General features: G+C 35.4%; 12 protein-coding genes and 1 riboswitch. All 12 genes read right to left on the bottom strand.

What is annotated here, in order from left to right:
• Positions 1–43: 43 nt before the first annotated feature.
• The gene (gene dapA, locus RU87_RS05440) at positions 44–937 is read right to left on the bottom strand and encodes a 4-hydroxy-tetrahydrodipicolinate synthase (protein ID WP_068162118.1); all 894 of its coding nucleotides are present in this window, start codon (positions 935–937) and stop codon (positions 44–46) included.
• An 80-nt stretch (positions 938–1,017) separates the two neighbouring features.
• Positions 1,018–1,201, bottom strand: a riboswitch (Lysine riboswitch).
• Positions 1,202–1,286: 85 nt separating this feature from the next.
• A complete protein-coding gene (locus tag RU87_RS05430) occupies positions 1,287–2,369 on the bottom strand; it encodes an aspartate-semialdehyde dehydrogenase (RefSeq protein ID WP_068162112.1) in 1,083 nt (360 codons plus the stop codon).
• A gap of 320 nt (positions 2,370–2,689) precedes the next feature.
• Positions 2,690–4,036 carry an APC family permease gene (locus RU87_RS05425; RefSeq protein ID WP_068162110.1) on the bottom strand — a complete coding sequence of 449 codons (1,347 nt, stop codon included), beginning with the start codon at positions 4,034–4,036 and terminating at the stop codon, positions 2,690–2,692.
• Positions 4,037–4,370: 334 nt separating this feature from the next.
• On the bottom strand, positions 4,371–6,362 hold the full coding sequence (gene tkt, locus RU87_RS05420) for a transketolase (RefSeq protein WP_068162107.1): 1,992 nt from the start codon (positions 6,360–6,362) through the stop codon (positions 4,371–4,373).
• Positions 6,363–6,656: 294 nt separating this feature from the next.
• Positions 6,657–6,899, bottom strand: a complete 243-nt coding sequence (locus tag RU87_RS05415) for a DUF896 domain-containing protein (RefSeq protein WP_068162105.1) — start codon at positions 6,897–6,899, stop codon at positions 6,657–6,659.
• 24 nt (positions 6,900–6,923) lie between these two features.
• Entirely contained in the window at positions 6,924–8,957 is a 2,034-nt protein-coding gene (glyS, locus tag RU87_RS05410; protein WP_096835823.1) for a glycine--tRNA ligase subunit beta, read from the bottom strand.
• Positions 8,954–9,901 carry a glycine--tRNA ligase subunit alpha gene (gene glyQ, locus RU87_RS05405; RefSeq protein WP_068162099.1) on the bottom strand — a complete coding sequence of 316 codons (948 nt, stop codon included), beginning with the start codon at positions 9,899–9,901 and terminating at the stop codon, positions 8,954–8,956. The genes glyS and glyQ overlap by 4 nt, the downstream gene beginning before the upstream one ends.
• Before the next feature lie 299 nt (positions 9,902–10,200).
• Complete coding sequence (locus tag RU87_RS05400; protein WP_068162096.1) at positions 10,201–11,316, bottom strand: CDP-glycerol glycerophosphotransferase family protein; 1,116 nt, start codon at positions 11,314–11,316, stop codon at positions 10,201–10,203.
• A complete protein-coding gene (locus RU87_RS05395; protein WP_068162093.1) occupies positions 11,306–12,490 on the bottom strand; it encodes a CDP-glycerol glycerophosphotransferase family protein in 1,185 nt (394 codons plus the stop codon). Before RU87_RS05395 ends, RU87_RS05400 begins: the two co-directional genes overlap by 11 nt.
• A 22-nt stretch (positions 12,491–12,512) precedes the next feature.
• Entirely contained in the window at positions 12,513–12,941 is a 429-nt protein-coding gene (locus RU87_RS05390; RefSeq protein ID WP_068162091.1) for a hypothetical protein, read from the bottom strand.
• 6 nt (positions 12,942–12,947) lie between these two features.
• Positions 12,948–13,379 (bottom strand): glycerol-3-phosphate cytidylyltransferase, encoded by a 432-nt coding sequence (tagD, locus tag RU87_RS05385; RefSeq protein ID WP_068162089.1) that lies wholly within the window; start codon positions 13,377–13,379, stop codon positions 12,948–12,950.
• Between the two features lie 41 nt (positions 13,380–13,420).
• On the bottom strand, positions 13,421–16,657 hold the full coding sequence (locus RU87_RS05380; RefSeq protein ID WP_068162087.1) for a CDP-glycerol glycerophosphotransferase family protein: 3,237 nt from the start codon (positions 16,655–16,657) through the stop codon (positions 13,421–13,423).
• Positions 16,658–16,673 lie beyond the last annotated feature (16 nt).

Here is a 16,673-nt window from a genome sequence, read left to right as displayed (position 1 = left end):
CTTGTACAGTTACACTTACTATCAGTGTATCATTTTTTTGCTTTTATTTCAAATGTTCAGCTGCCACTACATCAATAATCGCTTGTGCTTCCTGTTCACTAGCTGCGACCATTGGTAAGCGTAAGCCTCCCACTTCAAATCCCATATGATTTAAGACTGCTTTCACGGGCGCTGGACTAGGCAGTGAAAACAAGGCATCTATTTTCGGTAATAGCTGACGCTGTATAGCAGCAGCATCTTTTAGATGACCACTAGCCAAATCCGTAAACATTTGATTAAAGTCATCACCATGTGTATGACTGGCTACCGAAATGACACCTTGTGCACCCAATGCTTTAGCATGAAAAGCTAGACCGTCTTCTCCTGTATATACTAAGAAATCTTTTGGTGCTTGTTCAACCAAATAGGTCAAGTTGTCAACGCCAGTACACTCTTTAATTGCAATGATGTTGGGATGCTGAGCTAATCGTAGACTTGTTTCAACGCTGAGTTGTGCTACCGTTCTACCTGGTACGTTGTAAAGTATGATTGGTAAGTCACTAGCATCTGCGATGGCTTTAAAATGCTGGTAGAGACCTTCTTGACTTGGCTTATTATAATACGGCACAACAGCTAAACCTGCTGTGAATCCACCAAAATCTGAGACTTCTTTGGTGAAAATAACAGAATCTCTTGTATCATTGGTCCCAACACCAACAATCAAAGGGACACGATCTGCTACAATGTCTTGTACGACTTCGAAGAGTTTTAGCTCTTCATCATGTGTCAAAGTTGGTGATTCACCAGTTGTACCAGCTAAAACAATCCCTTGCGTATGATGTGCTAGCAAATGTTCGATTAATTTAGGCAATGCCTCAAAATTTATTTCACCATTTTCTTTAAATGGTGTAACTAGTGCTGTAATAATTTCGGCATTTCTTAACTGTTCTAATGACATAACTTCTTCTTTCTACGCGTTGTTTTGGGTACAAAAATAGCCTTCAATTCAATTAAAGGCTATCAAGTTAGTCAAATTTATATTTGATTAGCTCACCTCTCATCTACCAACAAGTCGATGAAAGACAGTTCGCGAGATTTAACCCAACGACCCAAGAAAATTATCTGTGGTGACAAATTTCTTTCGGCAACTATGCCGCCTGATAATATCAACGTGTCCACCACTTCATTATCATTCTTCATAGCTGCAACCTCTAATTTATAAACATATTGTACCACACTAAGTGAATCCTTGTAAAGGATGTCACTCACATAAAATTTTCATTTTATGTTTGAAATATTAGGATAGCTTACAACAAGTCAAATTTTAACTCTGTTGTTGCATGAACTAAACCACGCTCATGGAGTGTTTCAGCGATTTGAACTGAATTCCATGCTGCTCCTTTAAGTAAGTTATCTGACACAACCCACATGTGAATACCTGTTTCAGCATCTAAATCTTTTCTAATACGACCAACAAAAGTCTCACGTTTACCAGCTGCATTAACCGCTTGTGGATAAACTTGTTGACTTGGGTCATCTTCTAAAACAGCACCTGGGAAGTTTGCGATCGCAGCTTTTACTTCCGCAATAGGGGCAACTTTTTCAGTTTCAATATAGATAGATTCTGAGTGAGCTAAAATAACTGGAATACGAACACAAGTCGCTGATACAGCAATAGCTGGATCTTCCATGATTTTTTTAGTTTCATTAGTCATCTTCATCTCTTCATAAGTATAGTCATTTTCAGTGAAGACATCGATCTGTGGTAAGGCGTTAAAAGCAATCGGATAGTGTTTTTTATCTCCACCTGAAGGTAGGATTTCAGCAATCACATCTTTAGGATCTTTTTTATCGTTAACAACTTCTTGAATTTCACGTTCTGTCTCAGCAATCGCTTTTGCGCCTGCACCCGATACTGCTTGATAAGTAGAGACGATGATACGTTTAAGGCCAAATGCTTGGCGAACAGGTTCAAGTGCTACCATCATTTGGATAGTAGAACAGTTTGGACAGGCAATGATCCCATTGTGTGCATCAAGCGCATGTGCATTCACTTCTGGCACGACAAGTGGCACATCTGTATTCATACGAAAATGAGACGTATTATCAACAACGACTGCACCTGATTTAACAGCATAAGGTGCAAATTTTGCAGATACACTACCGCCGGCAGAAAACAATGCAATATCAACGCCATCAAAAGACTGCTCAGTTGTTTCCTCAACAGTAATATCTTGTCCTTTAAATTGTAAAACTTTACCTGCAGAGCGAATCGTCGCAAGTAATTTTATACTTTTAATAGGTAAACTTGATTCCTCAAGCATCGTAATCATACGACTACCAACAGCTCCAGTAGCACCAACGACTGCAACAACATATTCTTTTGACATTTCATATTCCTCGTTTGAATTTTCTAAAAAATTTTAATATCCCCATTCTATCATGTTTTGACATAGAAAGAAAGCTATTTCATGAATATTTTATGAGAGGATTTCAAATGAATAGCATGCCCTATCTGGCTATAAAAAAATCCCTTTGTCATCAGACAAAGGGACCCCAGAGCAACTATGAAACATAGCCGTGCCAAAAAGTTCACATTTCTTGACAAGATTCCATCATTCCTTGACGGGCTAGGCCCCGAATCTCTCAGCGTAAATAAGGTACTTGCGTACCAAATCGACTCATCGCATAGTCTTATTATAGCTTATCATTAGCTTTTGTGCAAGTGGCGCATCCAATACAGACTAATACCACTCACCAAAATTAAAAAAGAAACAATCAGATAAATCATCCCATTTGATGCAGTTAAGCCACCGTATAAAATCATCAAAGCCCCTGCTATTGCCAATATAGGACAAACTAAGCCAGTTATTTTATTTTTAATTAATCCTTTACATGTTCGTATCATAACACCCACATATAATAAGCCATAAAATAGATACATGATAACAATCGGAATCGCTGAAATATCTATGCCAAATTGACGCATACTAGGTAAATTGATCGACATAAAGTGGATGCTTAACCAAACTAACACCATGATAAAACTGATCACAGTAGACCAAATAGATAGCTTAAACCGTGTATTAACTTGACTTATCTTATGACTATAAGGCAATTCTTGTCTCAATGCTAAGAAATATGGGACACGAATATTTGCAACAACTAGCCCATTTAACGTCCCTAATACAGAGATGATAACAGTGACCAACATCAGTCTTTGTCCTATATAGCCAAATAACTTCTCAGCAGCAGCATAAACTGCTAAATCTCCCATTTTCATGATATCACTTGGACCAAGTAGTAATGAGATACCTACAAAATAGCCGATATAAACGGTAAAAATAATCAATGGACTGATAATTAATGCTAGTGGCAGATTTCGTTTCGAGTTTTTTATCTCATGACCAATAGACGGTGCAACTGCCCACCCATCATAAGAGAAGGCTACTGCGACAATCGCACCTGTTGATGACAGGACAACTGGTAAAGTAATCGCATGTGTCGATATCATATGGACATCTCCAAAAAAGAGACCACAAATTGCAATCAGAACCAAAGGAATCAGTTTAATAAACATAGCAGACGTCTGGAAAAGTTCAGATATGTGATTAGAGTAAACGTTCATTAAGTAGATCACGATTAGATAAACTAGACTGATCACCCAAACACCAAAATGACCAAAGGCCAATTTTGGAAATAAAGCTACAGTGTAATTCGATGCGACAAAGCTTACGATAGCAACCAGGGCAGGAAAATAGACTGTAGTCTGAAACCAGCCCAATAAAAAAGCAAATGCTTTACCAAAGGCTTTCTCTGCGTATGTAATCAATCCACCCGCATCATCTGTGAGTTTTGCCCACTCTGAAATAGTAATCCCACCAAAAATAATGCCAACGGCACCCAAAAACAAGACCAAACAGCCCATCTTTACGTTACCATGTGTCTGTACTAAAATATCATCGGCTTTAAAGAAGATACCTGATCCTATTACCACACCAACAATCATAGCAATTGACATCAATAAGCCAAATTTACGTTTTTTTTCTTTTTTCATTTATTTTCATCCAATTATTGACCTAGACCTTTTTTATAGGTTGTCTAATCATTAATTATAAACTACTTTTCTTATATGAACAAATCATGAATGAAAACTAAACAAATGTTAAGCTGTCAGTTCTTGATATAACTAACTTTTTTGTGTTTTTATTGTTAAAAATAAGTCAATTATATGTTATGAATCGAAAAATTTTAAACAATCTAGACAGATTTAGTTCATGAATGGTTATTAATCTCTGACACGCTTAACCATAACAAAAAGACTAAGTCAGCTTGTACTTAGTCTTTTACTATAGTGATGTTGTCATATCAGATATGATACATCTCAATGCTTATAGTGCGTCGTATAACTCAACAGCATGTTCAACTGTAAAGCCATATTCTTTAAACACTTTATCACCTGGTGCTGAAGCACCCCATTTATCGATTGTAAGTGTTTTACCAGTTAAGCCAACATATTTACCCCAACCAAAGCTAGTTCCCGCTTCAATTGCTAAGCGTTTTGTCACATTAGCTGGTAAAATTTCTGCTTGATATGCTGCTGATTGCTCATCAAAGATATTTTGTGAAGGCATAGACACAACACGAACGTTTTTACCAGATTCAGCAAGTGCTGCTTGCGTATCAATAGCAAGTTTTACCTCGCTACCAGTAGCGATAATGATACCATCAAGTTCAGATGCATCTGACTCTTTTGAGATAATATAAGCACCACGATTGACACCCTCTTCTGCTAGTGCTGCTGTATTCGCTAAAACAGGTAAATTTTGGCGTGTTAAAATCAAGGCAGTTGGGCGTTTAGTTTCAGTGACTGCACGACGCCAAGCAGCAATGACTTCATTACCATCTGCTGGGCGAATGACATTCAAGTTAGGCATAGCACGTACACTTGCCAGTTGTTCTACTGGTTCGTGTGTTGGGCCATCTTCACCAACAGCGATAGAATCATGTGTTAACACATAAACCGTTGGTAATTCTTGCAGTGCTGCCATTCTAATAGCTGGCAACATATAGTTTGAGAAGACAAAGAATGTTCCGCCATAAACACGTGTCCCACCATGCAGTGCAATCCCGTTCATAGCTGCTGTCATCGCAAATTCACGCACACCAAACCAGATATTACGACCTGCATAATTGCCAGCTTCAAAATCTGTTTCGACCTTAACCATCGTATTATTTGATGCAGAAAGGTCAGCTGATCCACCCCATAGATTAGGCATCTGTTGTGAAAGTTGTTGGATCGTTTCTTGTGATGTGACACGACTAGCAGCTGATGTGCCCACCTCATATTTAGCTAATTCGAGCTCTGGTGTCACATTATTAAATGCATCTGCATATTGTTTAGCCAATTCAGGATAGTCAGTTGCATAAGCATCAAATGTTTGACGCCAAGCAGCTTCAAGTTCCTCACCACGCGCACCGATGGTTTCTTTAAAACGCATCGCAACTTCTTCAGGAACTGTGAACTCAGGATAGTCCCAACCATAAGCTTTCTTAGCAAAGGCTACACCTTCAGCACCTAACGGTGCACCATGGACACCTGAAGTCCCTTGTTTTTCAGCACCAAATCCGATGATTGTTTTCACTTCAATGATAGTTGGTTGCTCTAGATTTGCTTTTGCTGCAACAATTGCCGCTTCTATTGCCGCTAGATCGTTACCATCTTTAACTAAGATATGTTGCCAACCGTAAGATTCGAAACGCATTTTGATATCATCTGGGAATGATTTTGAAATCGGTCCATCTAATGAAATATCGTTACTATCATAAAACAGGACAAGTTTACCTAATTTAAGTTGGGCTGCTAGAGAAGCTGCCTCTTGTGAAACACCTTCCATCAAATCACCATCGCCATTTAAGGCATAAGTGTAGTGATCTACGATCTCATAACCAGGACGGTTATAGGTAGCAGCTAAATGTGCCTCAGCCATGGCAAGACCAACAGCATTTGCAATACCTTGTCCTAGTGGCCCAGTTGTTGCTTCAACACCATCTGTCCAATCAACTTCTGGATGACCTGGTGTTTTACTATTCCACTGGCGGAAATTTTTAAGATCATCGATAGAGAGCTCATACCCTGCTAAGTGTAAAAGTGAATAAAGCATGGCAGAGCCATGACCCGCTGATAAAACGAAGCGGTCACGATTTGACCATTCACGGTGTGTTGCAGGGTTAACATTTAGGAAATTACGCCAAAGTACATACGCCATAGGTGCAGCTCCCATAGGAAGTCCTGGATGACCAGAATTTGCTTTTTGGATGGCGTCAATAGATAGCGTACGAATCGCATTGACCGCGAGTAGATCAGTGTTGTCAAATGTCATGTTGTGATAGCCTTTCAAATTTTAATGCTTATTCAAATTATATCATACTTTGGGCTATATATTTCACAAGTTGACCACTATATCTAAAAATTCCGATATCGCTTACATTTTTATGTTTGAAACAGCTTTATTTATCTTAAATAAGCATAAATGAAACGTCTTTTATGCGTCTAGCAGAAACTAAAACACTTTGGATGCTGATTTGGGTGAAATTTAATCTTAATTGCATAGCTGTTGATCATGTCACTAAAATAAAAAAGCATTAGTTAGCATGACTAATACTTTTTTTCATCCTTATAGTGTATCTCGTAAGCCTTTATCAAACTGTGCTTTTTTAGCTTTTTCAGGGGTAATATCATTACCTTCTGGATCTACCACTTTAATTGATTCAACATGGTGGCGTAGGCTTGATTTTACACCAGTGATGTATGCCTCTCGAAGTTTCGCCTGCTCGATCGTTTCATCAGCTGTTAAGCCTGTTGCTTTTTTCTTACGAGCAAGTTCATTAATGCGTGCGATATCTTCAGGTGTGACCATCTTGTTTCCTCCTATATACTTGTATTACTTCGTCAAAATTTTTGTGAAATCTACGATATCAGAAGTCTTACTTGCGATATCAGCTAATAAGCTCAAACGGTTAAGTTTAAGTGCTTCATCATCAATCATGACCATGGTATTATCAAAGAAGTTAGTAATCGGTGTTGATAAACCAAATAAAGCATCTATTTTCTCATCACTAGTTCCCACTAAACTCAAGTCAGCTACAGCAGCAAATAAGTCTTTTTCAAACGTATTTTCAAATATGGTTTCATTTATGGTAGGATCTGTCTCTAGTTTACGAGATAAATTAATGACACGTGCTAAGTTTTCAACTGACGTTTTAAATGTATCATCTGATACACGCGCATCTAATGCTTTTGCTGTTTCACTTAAGTCAGCAACATCTAATGAACCAGTCGCAAGTACCGCATCGATAATATCATATCGTGCACTACCTTCAAGCATTTTTGCAACACGACCATTAATAAACTGCATGACCTCTGCTTGATTTGTATACTTAAAGCCATTTAAGTCAAGTGTGTATAGCTCATCTACGATAGTCGTTAATGAGATATCCCATTTTTGACTTTCAATGATGCGTAAAATACCTGCTGTCGCACGACGTAAAGCATAAGGATCGTTTGAGCCACTTGGGATTAAGCCTACTGTAAAGAAAGATAGAAGTGTATCTAACTTATCAGCTATGGCAAGCACCGCCCCCAACTCAGTTTCAGGTAATACACCATCTGCTGAAATCGGTAGATAGTGTTCACGAATGCTTGTTGCTACCTTAGCATCTTCACCTGCTAATAAAGCATATTTTTCACCCATCACGCCTTGTAATTCATCAAATTCACCAACCATACCTGTCAGTAAATCAAATTTATAAATATCAGCTGCACGATCAAGTTTAGCACGATCTTCAGTAGATAAGCTGATAGCTTTACCTATTGTTTCAGCAATGATTTTGACGCGTTGCATATGCGCATAAACAGAGCCAATTTTTTCATGGAAAGTCACTTTTTTCAATTTCTCAACCAAGTCACTAATGTTTAGTTTTTGGTCTTCTCTCCAGAAGAACTCAGCATCTTCAAGACGCGCAACGAGTACTTTTTGATTCCCTTTAGCGACATTTTCTAGATGTGCATCATTACCATTACGAACTGAGATAAAATGGGGTTGTAAGGCAGACGAGCTATCTCGAACTTCAAAATAACGCTGATGTTCACGCATAGATGTCACCAATACTTCTTCAGGTACCTCTAAGTATTTTGCGTCGAAATCACCAACAAAAGCTGTTGGATATTCTACAAGATTTGTGACTTCTTCCAATAATCCTGGCTCTAGATAAATCTGCCAATTACGTGCTGTTGCAATTGTTTCTATCTGAGTTTCGATGGTCGCTTTTCGTGCTGCAGCATCAGCCACGACGAAAGCAGCTTTAAGACTCTCTTCATAGTCTAACGCATTAGCGAGTACAATCTCACCATCATGTAAAAATCTGTGACCATAAGTCACATTACTCGCAGTAACATCTAGCAACTCAAATGGCATCACGACATCATCAAGTAAACTTACAATCCATTGAATCGGACGAACAAATAAGAAGCTATTATTAGCCCATTTCATATAAGTTGAAAATTGCATACGACTAATCAACTCATCACCAACAGTCTTTAAGATATTAGCTGTTGAGATACCTGCTACATGTTTGTTGGCATAGTAATAATCTCCTTGTAAAACCAAGTCATCGGGTGTGAGACCTTGTCCACGAGAAAATCCTTGGATAGCTTTAGACCAATTGCCTTCATTATCTTTTGCAATTTTTGCAGAAGGGCCTTTTACTGCTTCATCTATTGATTCTGACGTATCAGATAATCCACTAACTAAAACAGCTAAACGACGAGGAGTAGAAAATTTAGCTATTGAGTCAAATGACACACGATTTTCTTTTAAAAATGCTGCCATACGTGTTTCCAGTTGTGCAGATGCTGCGCTAACAAGATGTGCCGGCATCTCCTCTAATCCGATTTCTAATAGATAATTTGCCATTATTTGTCACCTCCAGCAACTTCAATGTATTTGCCATTTTCTCCAAGATACTTATCACGTAAATCTGTATCTTTTAGTAACGGGAATCCTAGTTTAGCACGTTCATTAATAAATGTTCTTGCTACTTTTCTAGCCATTGTTCTAACGCGATGTAAATATCCTGCACGCTCTGTTACCGAAACTGCGCCACTTGCGTCTAATAGATTAAAGGTATGGCTTGATTTCAAGATAAAGTCATAAGCAGGATGGACTAAGCCAAGATCAAGTAGTTTGATAGCTTGCGCTTCATAAGTATCAAATAAGTTAAGGAAAATATCAGTATCAATTTCCTCAAACGCAAACTTAGAATGTTCATACTCAGGCTCTGTAAAGATATCACCATAAAGCACGCCATTTCCCCACTCTAGATCATAAACAGACTCTACTTCTTGGATATAAGATGCAAGACGTTCAAGGCCATAGGTAATCTCAGCTGTTACAGAATCGACTTCAATACCACCGACTTGTTGGAAATACGTAAACTGTGTCACTTCCATACCATCTAGCCAAACTTCCCAACCAATACCAGCAGCACCCATAGATGGATTTTCCCAGTTATCCTCTACAAAACGGATATCATGTTCCAATGCATTAATCCCTAAAGCTGCTAAACTATCTAGATAGAGTTGTTGAATATTTTTAGGACTTGGTTTCATGACCACTTGAAACTGGTGATGTTGGAAAAGACGGTTTGGATTTTCACCATAACGACCATCTGCAGGTCGACGTGAAGGCTGTACATAAGCCGCATGCCATGGTTCTGGTCCATTGGCACGTAAAAATGTATATGGTGACATAGTCCCTGCACCCACCTCATTATCATAGGCTTGCATCAGGTTTGCACCTTGATTACTCCAAAAATTTTGAAGCGTTAGAATAATTTCTTGAAATGATAGTTTTTTAGACATTTCTTCCTCCATAGTGTAGACAACAAGTAACTTGTTAAAACATCAAAACAAAAAAGGCGTCTTGATGTCTCAACACAAAGTGTGATAACATCAGGACGCCTTTTAGACGCGGTTCCACCTGAATTCTTGATGATTAGATCAAGCGCTCATATTAACTTTAAGCTCCACCACGCCACTGGTCTCGTTGCTTTTTTATTATTATACCTTATTTATGTATATTTGACAACTCATGTGTTGAGATAACATTGATACAAAACATCTTTTTATTTTTTATAGTACGATGATACATAAGATGATCATCATATACGACTATTCATAATATCATGTATAGCACTCACAACTCTTTGAGTTGAATTGCCATCTCTATATTGATACGTTTTTTTATAAAACGTACATCTTTTTTCTTGGAATAAAGCATTGTCAGGTGTTTTGATAGCTGCAATCAGCTCTTCACTGGTCTTACAAATTGGACCTGGAAATTCCTTCATGTAATCTATAGTTAACCCTGGTTTTTTAACGTACTTAGCAAAATCTGGGACATAAGCAATAATGGGTTTATTAAAAACCATCCAATCTATTGCAATAGCGGAATAATCGGTAATAAAAATATCTGTAATACAAAATAATGAAGACATCAGCTCATCTTCAATAAAAATAATATTGGGATTATTTTCATATTTAGAATTAGGAATCAAAGGATGAACTTTATAAATAAGCATATAGTCTTGACCTAAAGCTTCATGGATAGTTTTTAAATCTATCTTAACTTCTTTAAAACTTGTACTAATTCTCCCTCTAAATGTCGGCGCGTAAGTAACTATTTTTTTCCCATTTAACAATGGAAATTTTTCAAGCAGTCTTTGTCTTGTCAACTCAATAAAAGCCGGGTAGAAGATTTTATCATTATTGGGTATGCCCGTTACTAATACATTATTACTAGGTACATTGAACGCTTTAGCATAAATATCTCTAAAAAATTCGGAGTTAGCAATCACATAATCATAATTTTTAATTTCATAATCTCGTTTAACGTAATTCCCAAATTGCTTTAATGCTCCTGTTGCATGCCAGATTTCTAATATTTTAACTTGCTTTCGATGTGGGAAACGAGAAATGACAAAGTTATTATAATCAATAATGACTAATTTCGAATTCTCTATAATAAACAGCTGTCTAATGCAGGCTATACCATATTTTATATTACCGAAAAGCGTTGGTTCAAATTTAAACAGTAGAGTCTTCAACTCATATTTTCGCTCCATCGCTAATTGAGTATATAACAACTTAAAATCTTTTGATAGATTATCATGTTCAAGAGAAATAAACGTAATACGATTTTTATGGACTCTGGACAAAAAAGTAAAAGGATAAAAGAGAGATAAAATGATCGTCAATATAATTGATTTAACTTTCATTAAAAACCTCCTTTACTGTTTTTGCGCAACTTAATCCATCATGCCATGGATTAAACTTTTGATTAAAAGCAGATAAGCGTTCAAAATCAAACTCGTTTGTTTTTAACTGTGCCAACAAAGCCTGTTCTGTTTTGACGATATCATTTGGCAAATTCGCTTGTAAATCTAAATAAAATCCTCTTAATTCTTGTTCATAGTAGTCAAAATCATACATATAAAAATAGATAGGTCTTTTTAGTACAGCATAATCAAAGAAAACACTTGAATAATCTGTAACAAGGACATCACTCATCAAATAGGCATCATTAATATCTTCTGTCGCTGTCATCAAATAAACGAAGTTACGTAGTTCTTCTGGACATTGATATTGATTTGAAATAAGGTAGTGAGGCTTAAAGAGAACAATTGTATCATCAGCTAAAGCGGATTGCCATTGATAAAAATCAACGTCTAGTTCAAACTTATACCCATGATTGTCAAAAGATTGATCACGCCATGTTGGCGCATATAGAATGACTTTTTTATCCAAGGGTAAATGATATTTTATTTTTAAATCGATAATTTTTGCTTGATCCGCATTCACCAAATAATCTACACGAGGATACCCTACTTTAAGCATCTTATCTTTTGGAAAAGCAAAAGCCGTCGAAAATGCTTGACAAGAAAATGGACTGGAGGCAATCAGATAATCCCAATGTTGACTATCAGCATCGTAACTTTTAAGCATTTGCTTGTAACTTTGTTTACTCCTATAATAAGTTGCGCCATTATCTACAATATCATGTGCTAACCGTTTTAGTGGTGTCCCATGCCAAGTTTGTAAATAGACTTGACTCTTCTTTTTATAATAATAAGGAGCCATTTTCGCATTAAACACCCAATATTTTGCTTTGGATAAATAATAGTAGTAAGTTAGTGAATTGAATTTTACTGTTTTAGCACCACTTATGTCTTGTGTGTGTTTAACTCCCCAAATATAATGATAATTTGCATAATTAACATCATCTTTCATATATTCAAAAATATATTTAGGATTGTCAGAATACGCTTTACCATTAAATGAACTGAAAATAACAAGTTTTGGATCTACTTTTACAAAGATACCCAACAGATATAATAGGGGATAAAGTATGAGTCTCATTACTACCAATCGTACTTTAGCTAGTATCGTCATTGTCCATTCCCCTTTCTTACTATTATTTTTTTGCTAAAACCAATTTCATTAGTTGTTTTATCGTCACATTTGTAGAAAAATCTCCTGATAATGCATCAAATATACTTTGGTAAATGGTGAACTCATCTACGCGCTTCAATGCACTAAATAACACATTAATATCGTCGTCTTTTGATTTTCCGACAATCTTCATCGCCTCATCAACTGATTTTTTCGAAACCACAATAAGATTTGCTTCTAACGGCAACTCAGCTATCTCTTGCCATTTTTTATGTTTAAAGTAATAGTTACGAGCATCAATCTTTAAAAATAAAGCATTAGATACTGGATCACTCGGGTAATCATTTTGCTGGTCTTTAATCAAACTGTCCATTTGGCGGTATAATTTGAGTAGCTTCAATGGATTCATCACTAAATTGAACTTTGATAAAAATTGTTTAACTTGGTTCATTAACGTTTACAGTTCTCCATCCATTTTAGCAATATATAACTTACCAAGATCTTTTTTAATGTCTGAAGATGACGTTTTTCCTCTTGGAAAATACATAATACTTAAATCAGGAAATTTTTCCTTTAAAAAGTCAAATTTCCCCTTCCAGTCATCTCCCATTGCAAAGATATCTACATCAAACATATCAATATACAAAGCTTTATCATCCCAAGATTGTTCCGGGACAACAAGGTCAACATAACGGATTGATTCGAGAACGTATTTTCTTGTGTCATATTCTTGAAAGGCTTGCTTCCCTTTACCAGCATTAAATTCATCTGTAGAAAGCATCACAATTAGTCTGCTACCTAGATTTTTAGCATTACGTAACATATCAACGTGACTTTCGTGTAGGATATCAAAAGTACCAGCTACTAGAACCGTTTTTTCTTTAATCATATCTATTATTCCTTCCTAAAATTACCTATAGTATTGAACACCTAGTAATCGTTTATAAGTTTTGTCATCTTATCTATCGTTTGTTTATTATAGTCATCTATGTCAAATAATGGATATTTATGATGCGAACTTATTGCTTGTTTGATAGCATTGACTAGACCTATTTGATCATTAGTTTCACAAATAACGCCGTAATAACCATCTTTTAATACTTCTCTAGAAGTAGGAATATCACTAGTAATAGGCGTTAGTCCTAGAGACATAGCTTCTAATAAAGCCATGCCTTGCCCTTCATATAATGACGGAAATACAAAGTAATCCATTAATTCCATCACACTAATCATATCTCTACTATTATCGATATGCCCTAGTAGTTCAACTGAGTCACTCAACTGATTTGATACAATTTTCATACGTAATTCATCTTCTAGTATACCTGATCCCATAATATACAACTTAGCATCAACACCACTTTTTATTAAGTCAGCAAAAGCATCAATTAATAATTTTTGATTTTTTTCTGGAGATAATCTACCAACATTGATCATTATCGGAATCATATTTTTTCTATAATTTTCGATTTGTTTCTTTACTTTAGATAATGCTACTTGGCCATTTTGAGTAGTGATATCATCAGTTGTTCTTTCAATATCATTACGTTTGACCCAACCAATAAATTGATGGTCCTGGTAAAGCTTAATCCATTCTTGTTGATTAACAATTTGTTGCTCATTAGTTGTATAAATAGCTGTTCTACTTAATACATTGGCATTTAATTTCTCACTAAATTTTAAGGATAAAGGTCTTGTATAGTATGACTTTATCGTATCTTTTAGTTTAAAGCAATACGACTCAAACTTTATTCTTTGACTTGTCTTAACCTGGTGAAAAAAATTATGAATAAAAAATGCAAGAGCTAAGTAGGGTTTATTTTTTATGTGATGAAACCTGTTAAGCGCATCATAACGAACCCATCCACTTATTCCCATTTTATTTGAAATATGAGCTAATTTAGCTTTTGGTGTTTGCACAATTTTATGAACATACCAATATTGATTATTAACATATTTACTTTCAGTAACTAACTCATCTTTTTTATCTGATAAAAAATTAGGTATTTCATAATAAATAGGTGCATTTTTCTTTCTGATAAAACTAGCAACTTCATTCAAGTTTTTTTCTACCAAAATGCTTTGCTCAGAAAATTTTAAAGCAGATAATTTAACCCAACCATAATAAATATTATTTATCAAAATTTTTGACATCTCATCAGTTTTATTCTTAACTGAAGCAATGACATTTATAATCATATCCTCTGAAACTTGAAGTGTGTAATCACTTTGATCACTAAATGCTTGACTATAAATTTCTACTGATGAAACAGAAAATTTATATTTCCCCTCAATGTACTCAATATCCTGACTCTGTATTTCTTCTTGAGTAGACACATCAAAGGCAATGATATTTGGTAAGAAATCGATCTGATCAGCTGTTACGTATTGAGATAATTTTTTAGAATTGATGTCTTGCAATGCTTTGGAAACACTGATAACTTTATCAAAATAGTAGTAAAGTTCGAAAACCGATGTTAGTTTAGCATGAGGAGACTTGCCATCAATGACTTTTGTCATTTCTTCAAACAAATCATTATGTTGAAAAATAAACTTCTTTTTAGCATCTGAAAATGCGATATATTTACTCCAATAAAAACTGTAACCAGAAAAATCAATAGCAATATCAAAGGAAATACCAGAAAATAATCGTTTGGCTTCACGTTCAAAAGCTTTTTTGGGCAACTCATTCATATGACCAGTCTTGACTATTTTATCGTGTAATTTCAGCTCTTTATTACTAAAATTAGGTTTACCTGTTCTAAAAATCAACCTAACATTTTTCGATAACCGTTTATAATTTTCTAAGAATAAAGAGGCTGGCACGTCAACAAAAACGGTAATATCATATGTCTGCCAATCAAGTACATTGGTTAAATTTATAAATGAATTTGTAATCCCATTGTTAGCTAAGTTCCCAGGATAAAATAATAATTTTACTTTATGATCAGTGAGTTTCTTCGTATATAAATTATTTTGCACTTTTTTTTCAAAAATATAGGCAACAATTCTATCAGAAACACAGCCATCCTCATAGCTTACAAATTTTTCTTTAGCTTGTTTATATTGACTTGTATAATTTTTAGACAGGTTTTGAATGTCAGATAAATAGTCCGAAATCTCAAAAACTGTCTTTAAAACTGGACCAGGTAACTCAGACTTATTAAGATACAAACCGCGTTCGTTTTCATAAAGGTCTTGATCCCATGTGTAAAAGATAATTGGCTTATCTGTCACTAAAAAGTCAAAGCATACCGAAGAAAAATCAGTAATCAAGATATCTGTTGCTGACAAAACAATGTTGGCATCAATGGCGTCATTAATCAATATTTGATCAAGCTGCTTATACTTTTTAGCTTTTTGATATAAAAAAGGATGAACCTTTACAATAATGTTATACACCCCAACAAACTTGCCTCGTAAATACATTACTTCGGCAATAATTTGACTAATAACATCTGTTGGATTTTGTATATCATCTCCTCGCCATGTTGGCATATAGACAACAAGTGGCAGCGACCCATCTAAAGAAATATTTGAATGTACCAGTTTCTTTTTGGCATCTTCGCCTGACATCTTTATCGTAAAATCAATTCTAGGATAACCAGATTCTATAATTTCTCCTGAATAGATACTTTGCATTTTGTAGCCTGATCCAGAAAAAATATCTGTTGTATGTTTGTTAGGAGATAATAGATAATCAGTCATTAATAGGTTTCTCAACACATTTTGTGTATTACCTAGTTGGTTGTCTATATCAAATCCCATCGCTTTTAGTGGTGTACCGTGCCATGTATTAATATAAACTTGTGTTGTCTTTTTTGAAAACCAAGATTGAAAAGTAGAATTATTAATTAGGTATTTAGCACTTAATAAGTACTCAACATACTCCTTTGAATTCCGCTCAACAATTATCATTTTTTTATGATATATTTCAGGAATATTAATAAAATTTAACTCAGTATTTTTATCTTTAACAACCCATACATGTTTATAGTTATCGTATGCTTGTTGGGTTATCAAAGCTAGAAAGAGGGCCAAAGGAGAATCCGATATGGCTGCACCATCTCTGCTTTCATAAAGAATAAGATTATGATTAATATCAACCTTGTCATAATTTTCAACATAATATGGTTGAGGCGAAAATGCTTTAACTGTTCGTTTCATTACCTTCCACCACCTG

Origin of the sequence: Pseudolactococcus plantarum (genome assembly GCF_002441715.1) — a bacterium.
GTDB lineage: Bacteria > Bacillota > Bacilli > Lactobacillales > Streptococcaceae > Pseudolactococcus > Pseudolactococcus plantarum.
Note: the sequence above shows the minus strand (reverse complement) of the source record. Positions and strands in the feature narration are given on the sequence as shown.

Excerpts from the sequence above, each read along its gene's own strand:
- dapA (WP_068162118.1), bottom strand. The coding sequence starts at position 937 with ATGTCATTAGAACAGTTAAGAAATGCCGAAATTATTACAGCACTAGTT.
- RU87_RS05430 (WP_068162112.1), bottom strand. The coding sequence starts at position 2,369 with ATGTCAAAAGAATATGTTGTTGCAGTCGTTGGTGCTACTGGAGCTGTT.
- RU87_RS05425 (WP_068162110.1), bottom strand. The coding sequence starts at position 4,036 with ATGAAAAAAGAAAAAAAACGTAAATTTGGCTTATTGATGTCAATTGCT.
- tkt (WP_068162107.1), bottom strand. The coding sequence starts at position 6,362 with ATGACATTTGACAACACTGATCTACTCGCGGTCAATGCGATTCGTACG.
- RU87_RS05415 (WP_068162105.1), bottom strand. The coding sequence starts at position 6,899 with ATGGTCACACCTGAAGATATCGCACGCATTAATGAACTTGCTCGTAAG.
- glyQ (WP_068162099.1), bottom strand. The coding sequence starts at position 9,901 with ATGTCTAAAAAACTATCATTTCAAGAAATTATTCTAACGCTTCAAAAT.
- RU87_RS05400 (WP_068162096.1), bottom strand. The coding sequence starts at position 11,316 with ATGAAAGTTAAATCAATTATATTGACGATCATTTTATCTCTCTTTTAT.
- RU87_RS05395 (WP_068162093.1), bottom strand. The coding sequence starts at position 12,490 with ATGACGATACTAGCTAAAGTACGATTGGTAGTAATGAGACTCATACTT.
- RU87_RS05390 (WP_068162091.1), bottom strand. The coding sequence starts at position 12,941 with ATGAACCAAGTTAAACAATTTTTATCAAAGTTCAATTTAGTGATGAAT.
- tagD (WP_068162089.1), bottom strand. The coding sequence starts at position 13,379 with ATGATTAAAGAAAAAACGGTTCTAGTAGCTGGTACTTTTGATATCCTA.
- RU87_RS05380 (WP_068162087.1), bottom strand. The coding sequence starts at position 16,657 with ATGAAACGAACAGTTAAAGCATTTTCGCCTCAACCATATTATGTTGAA.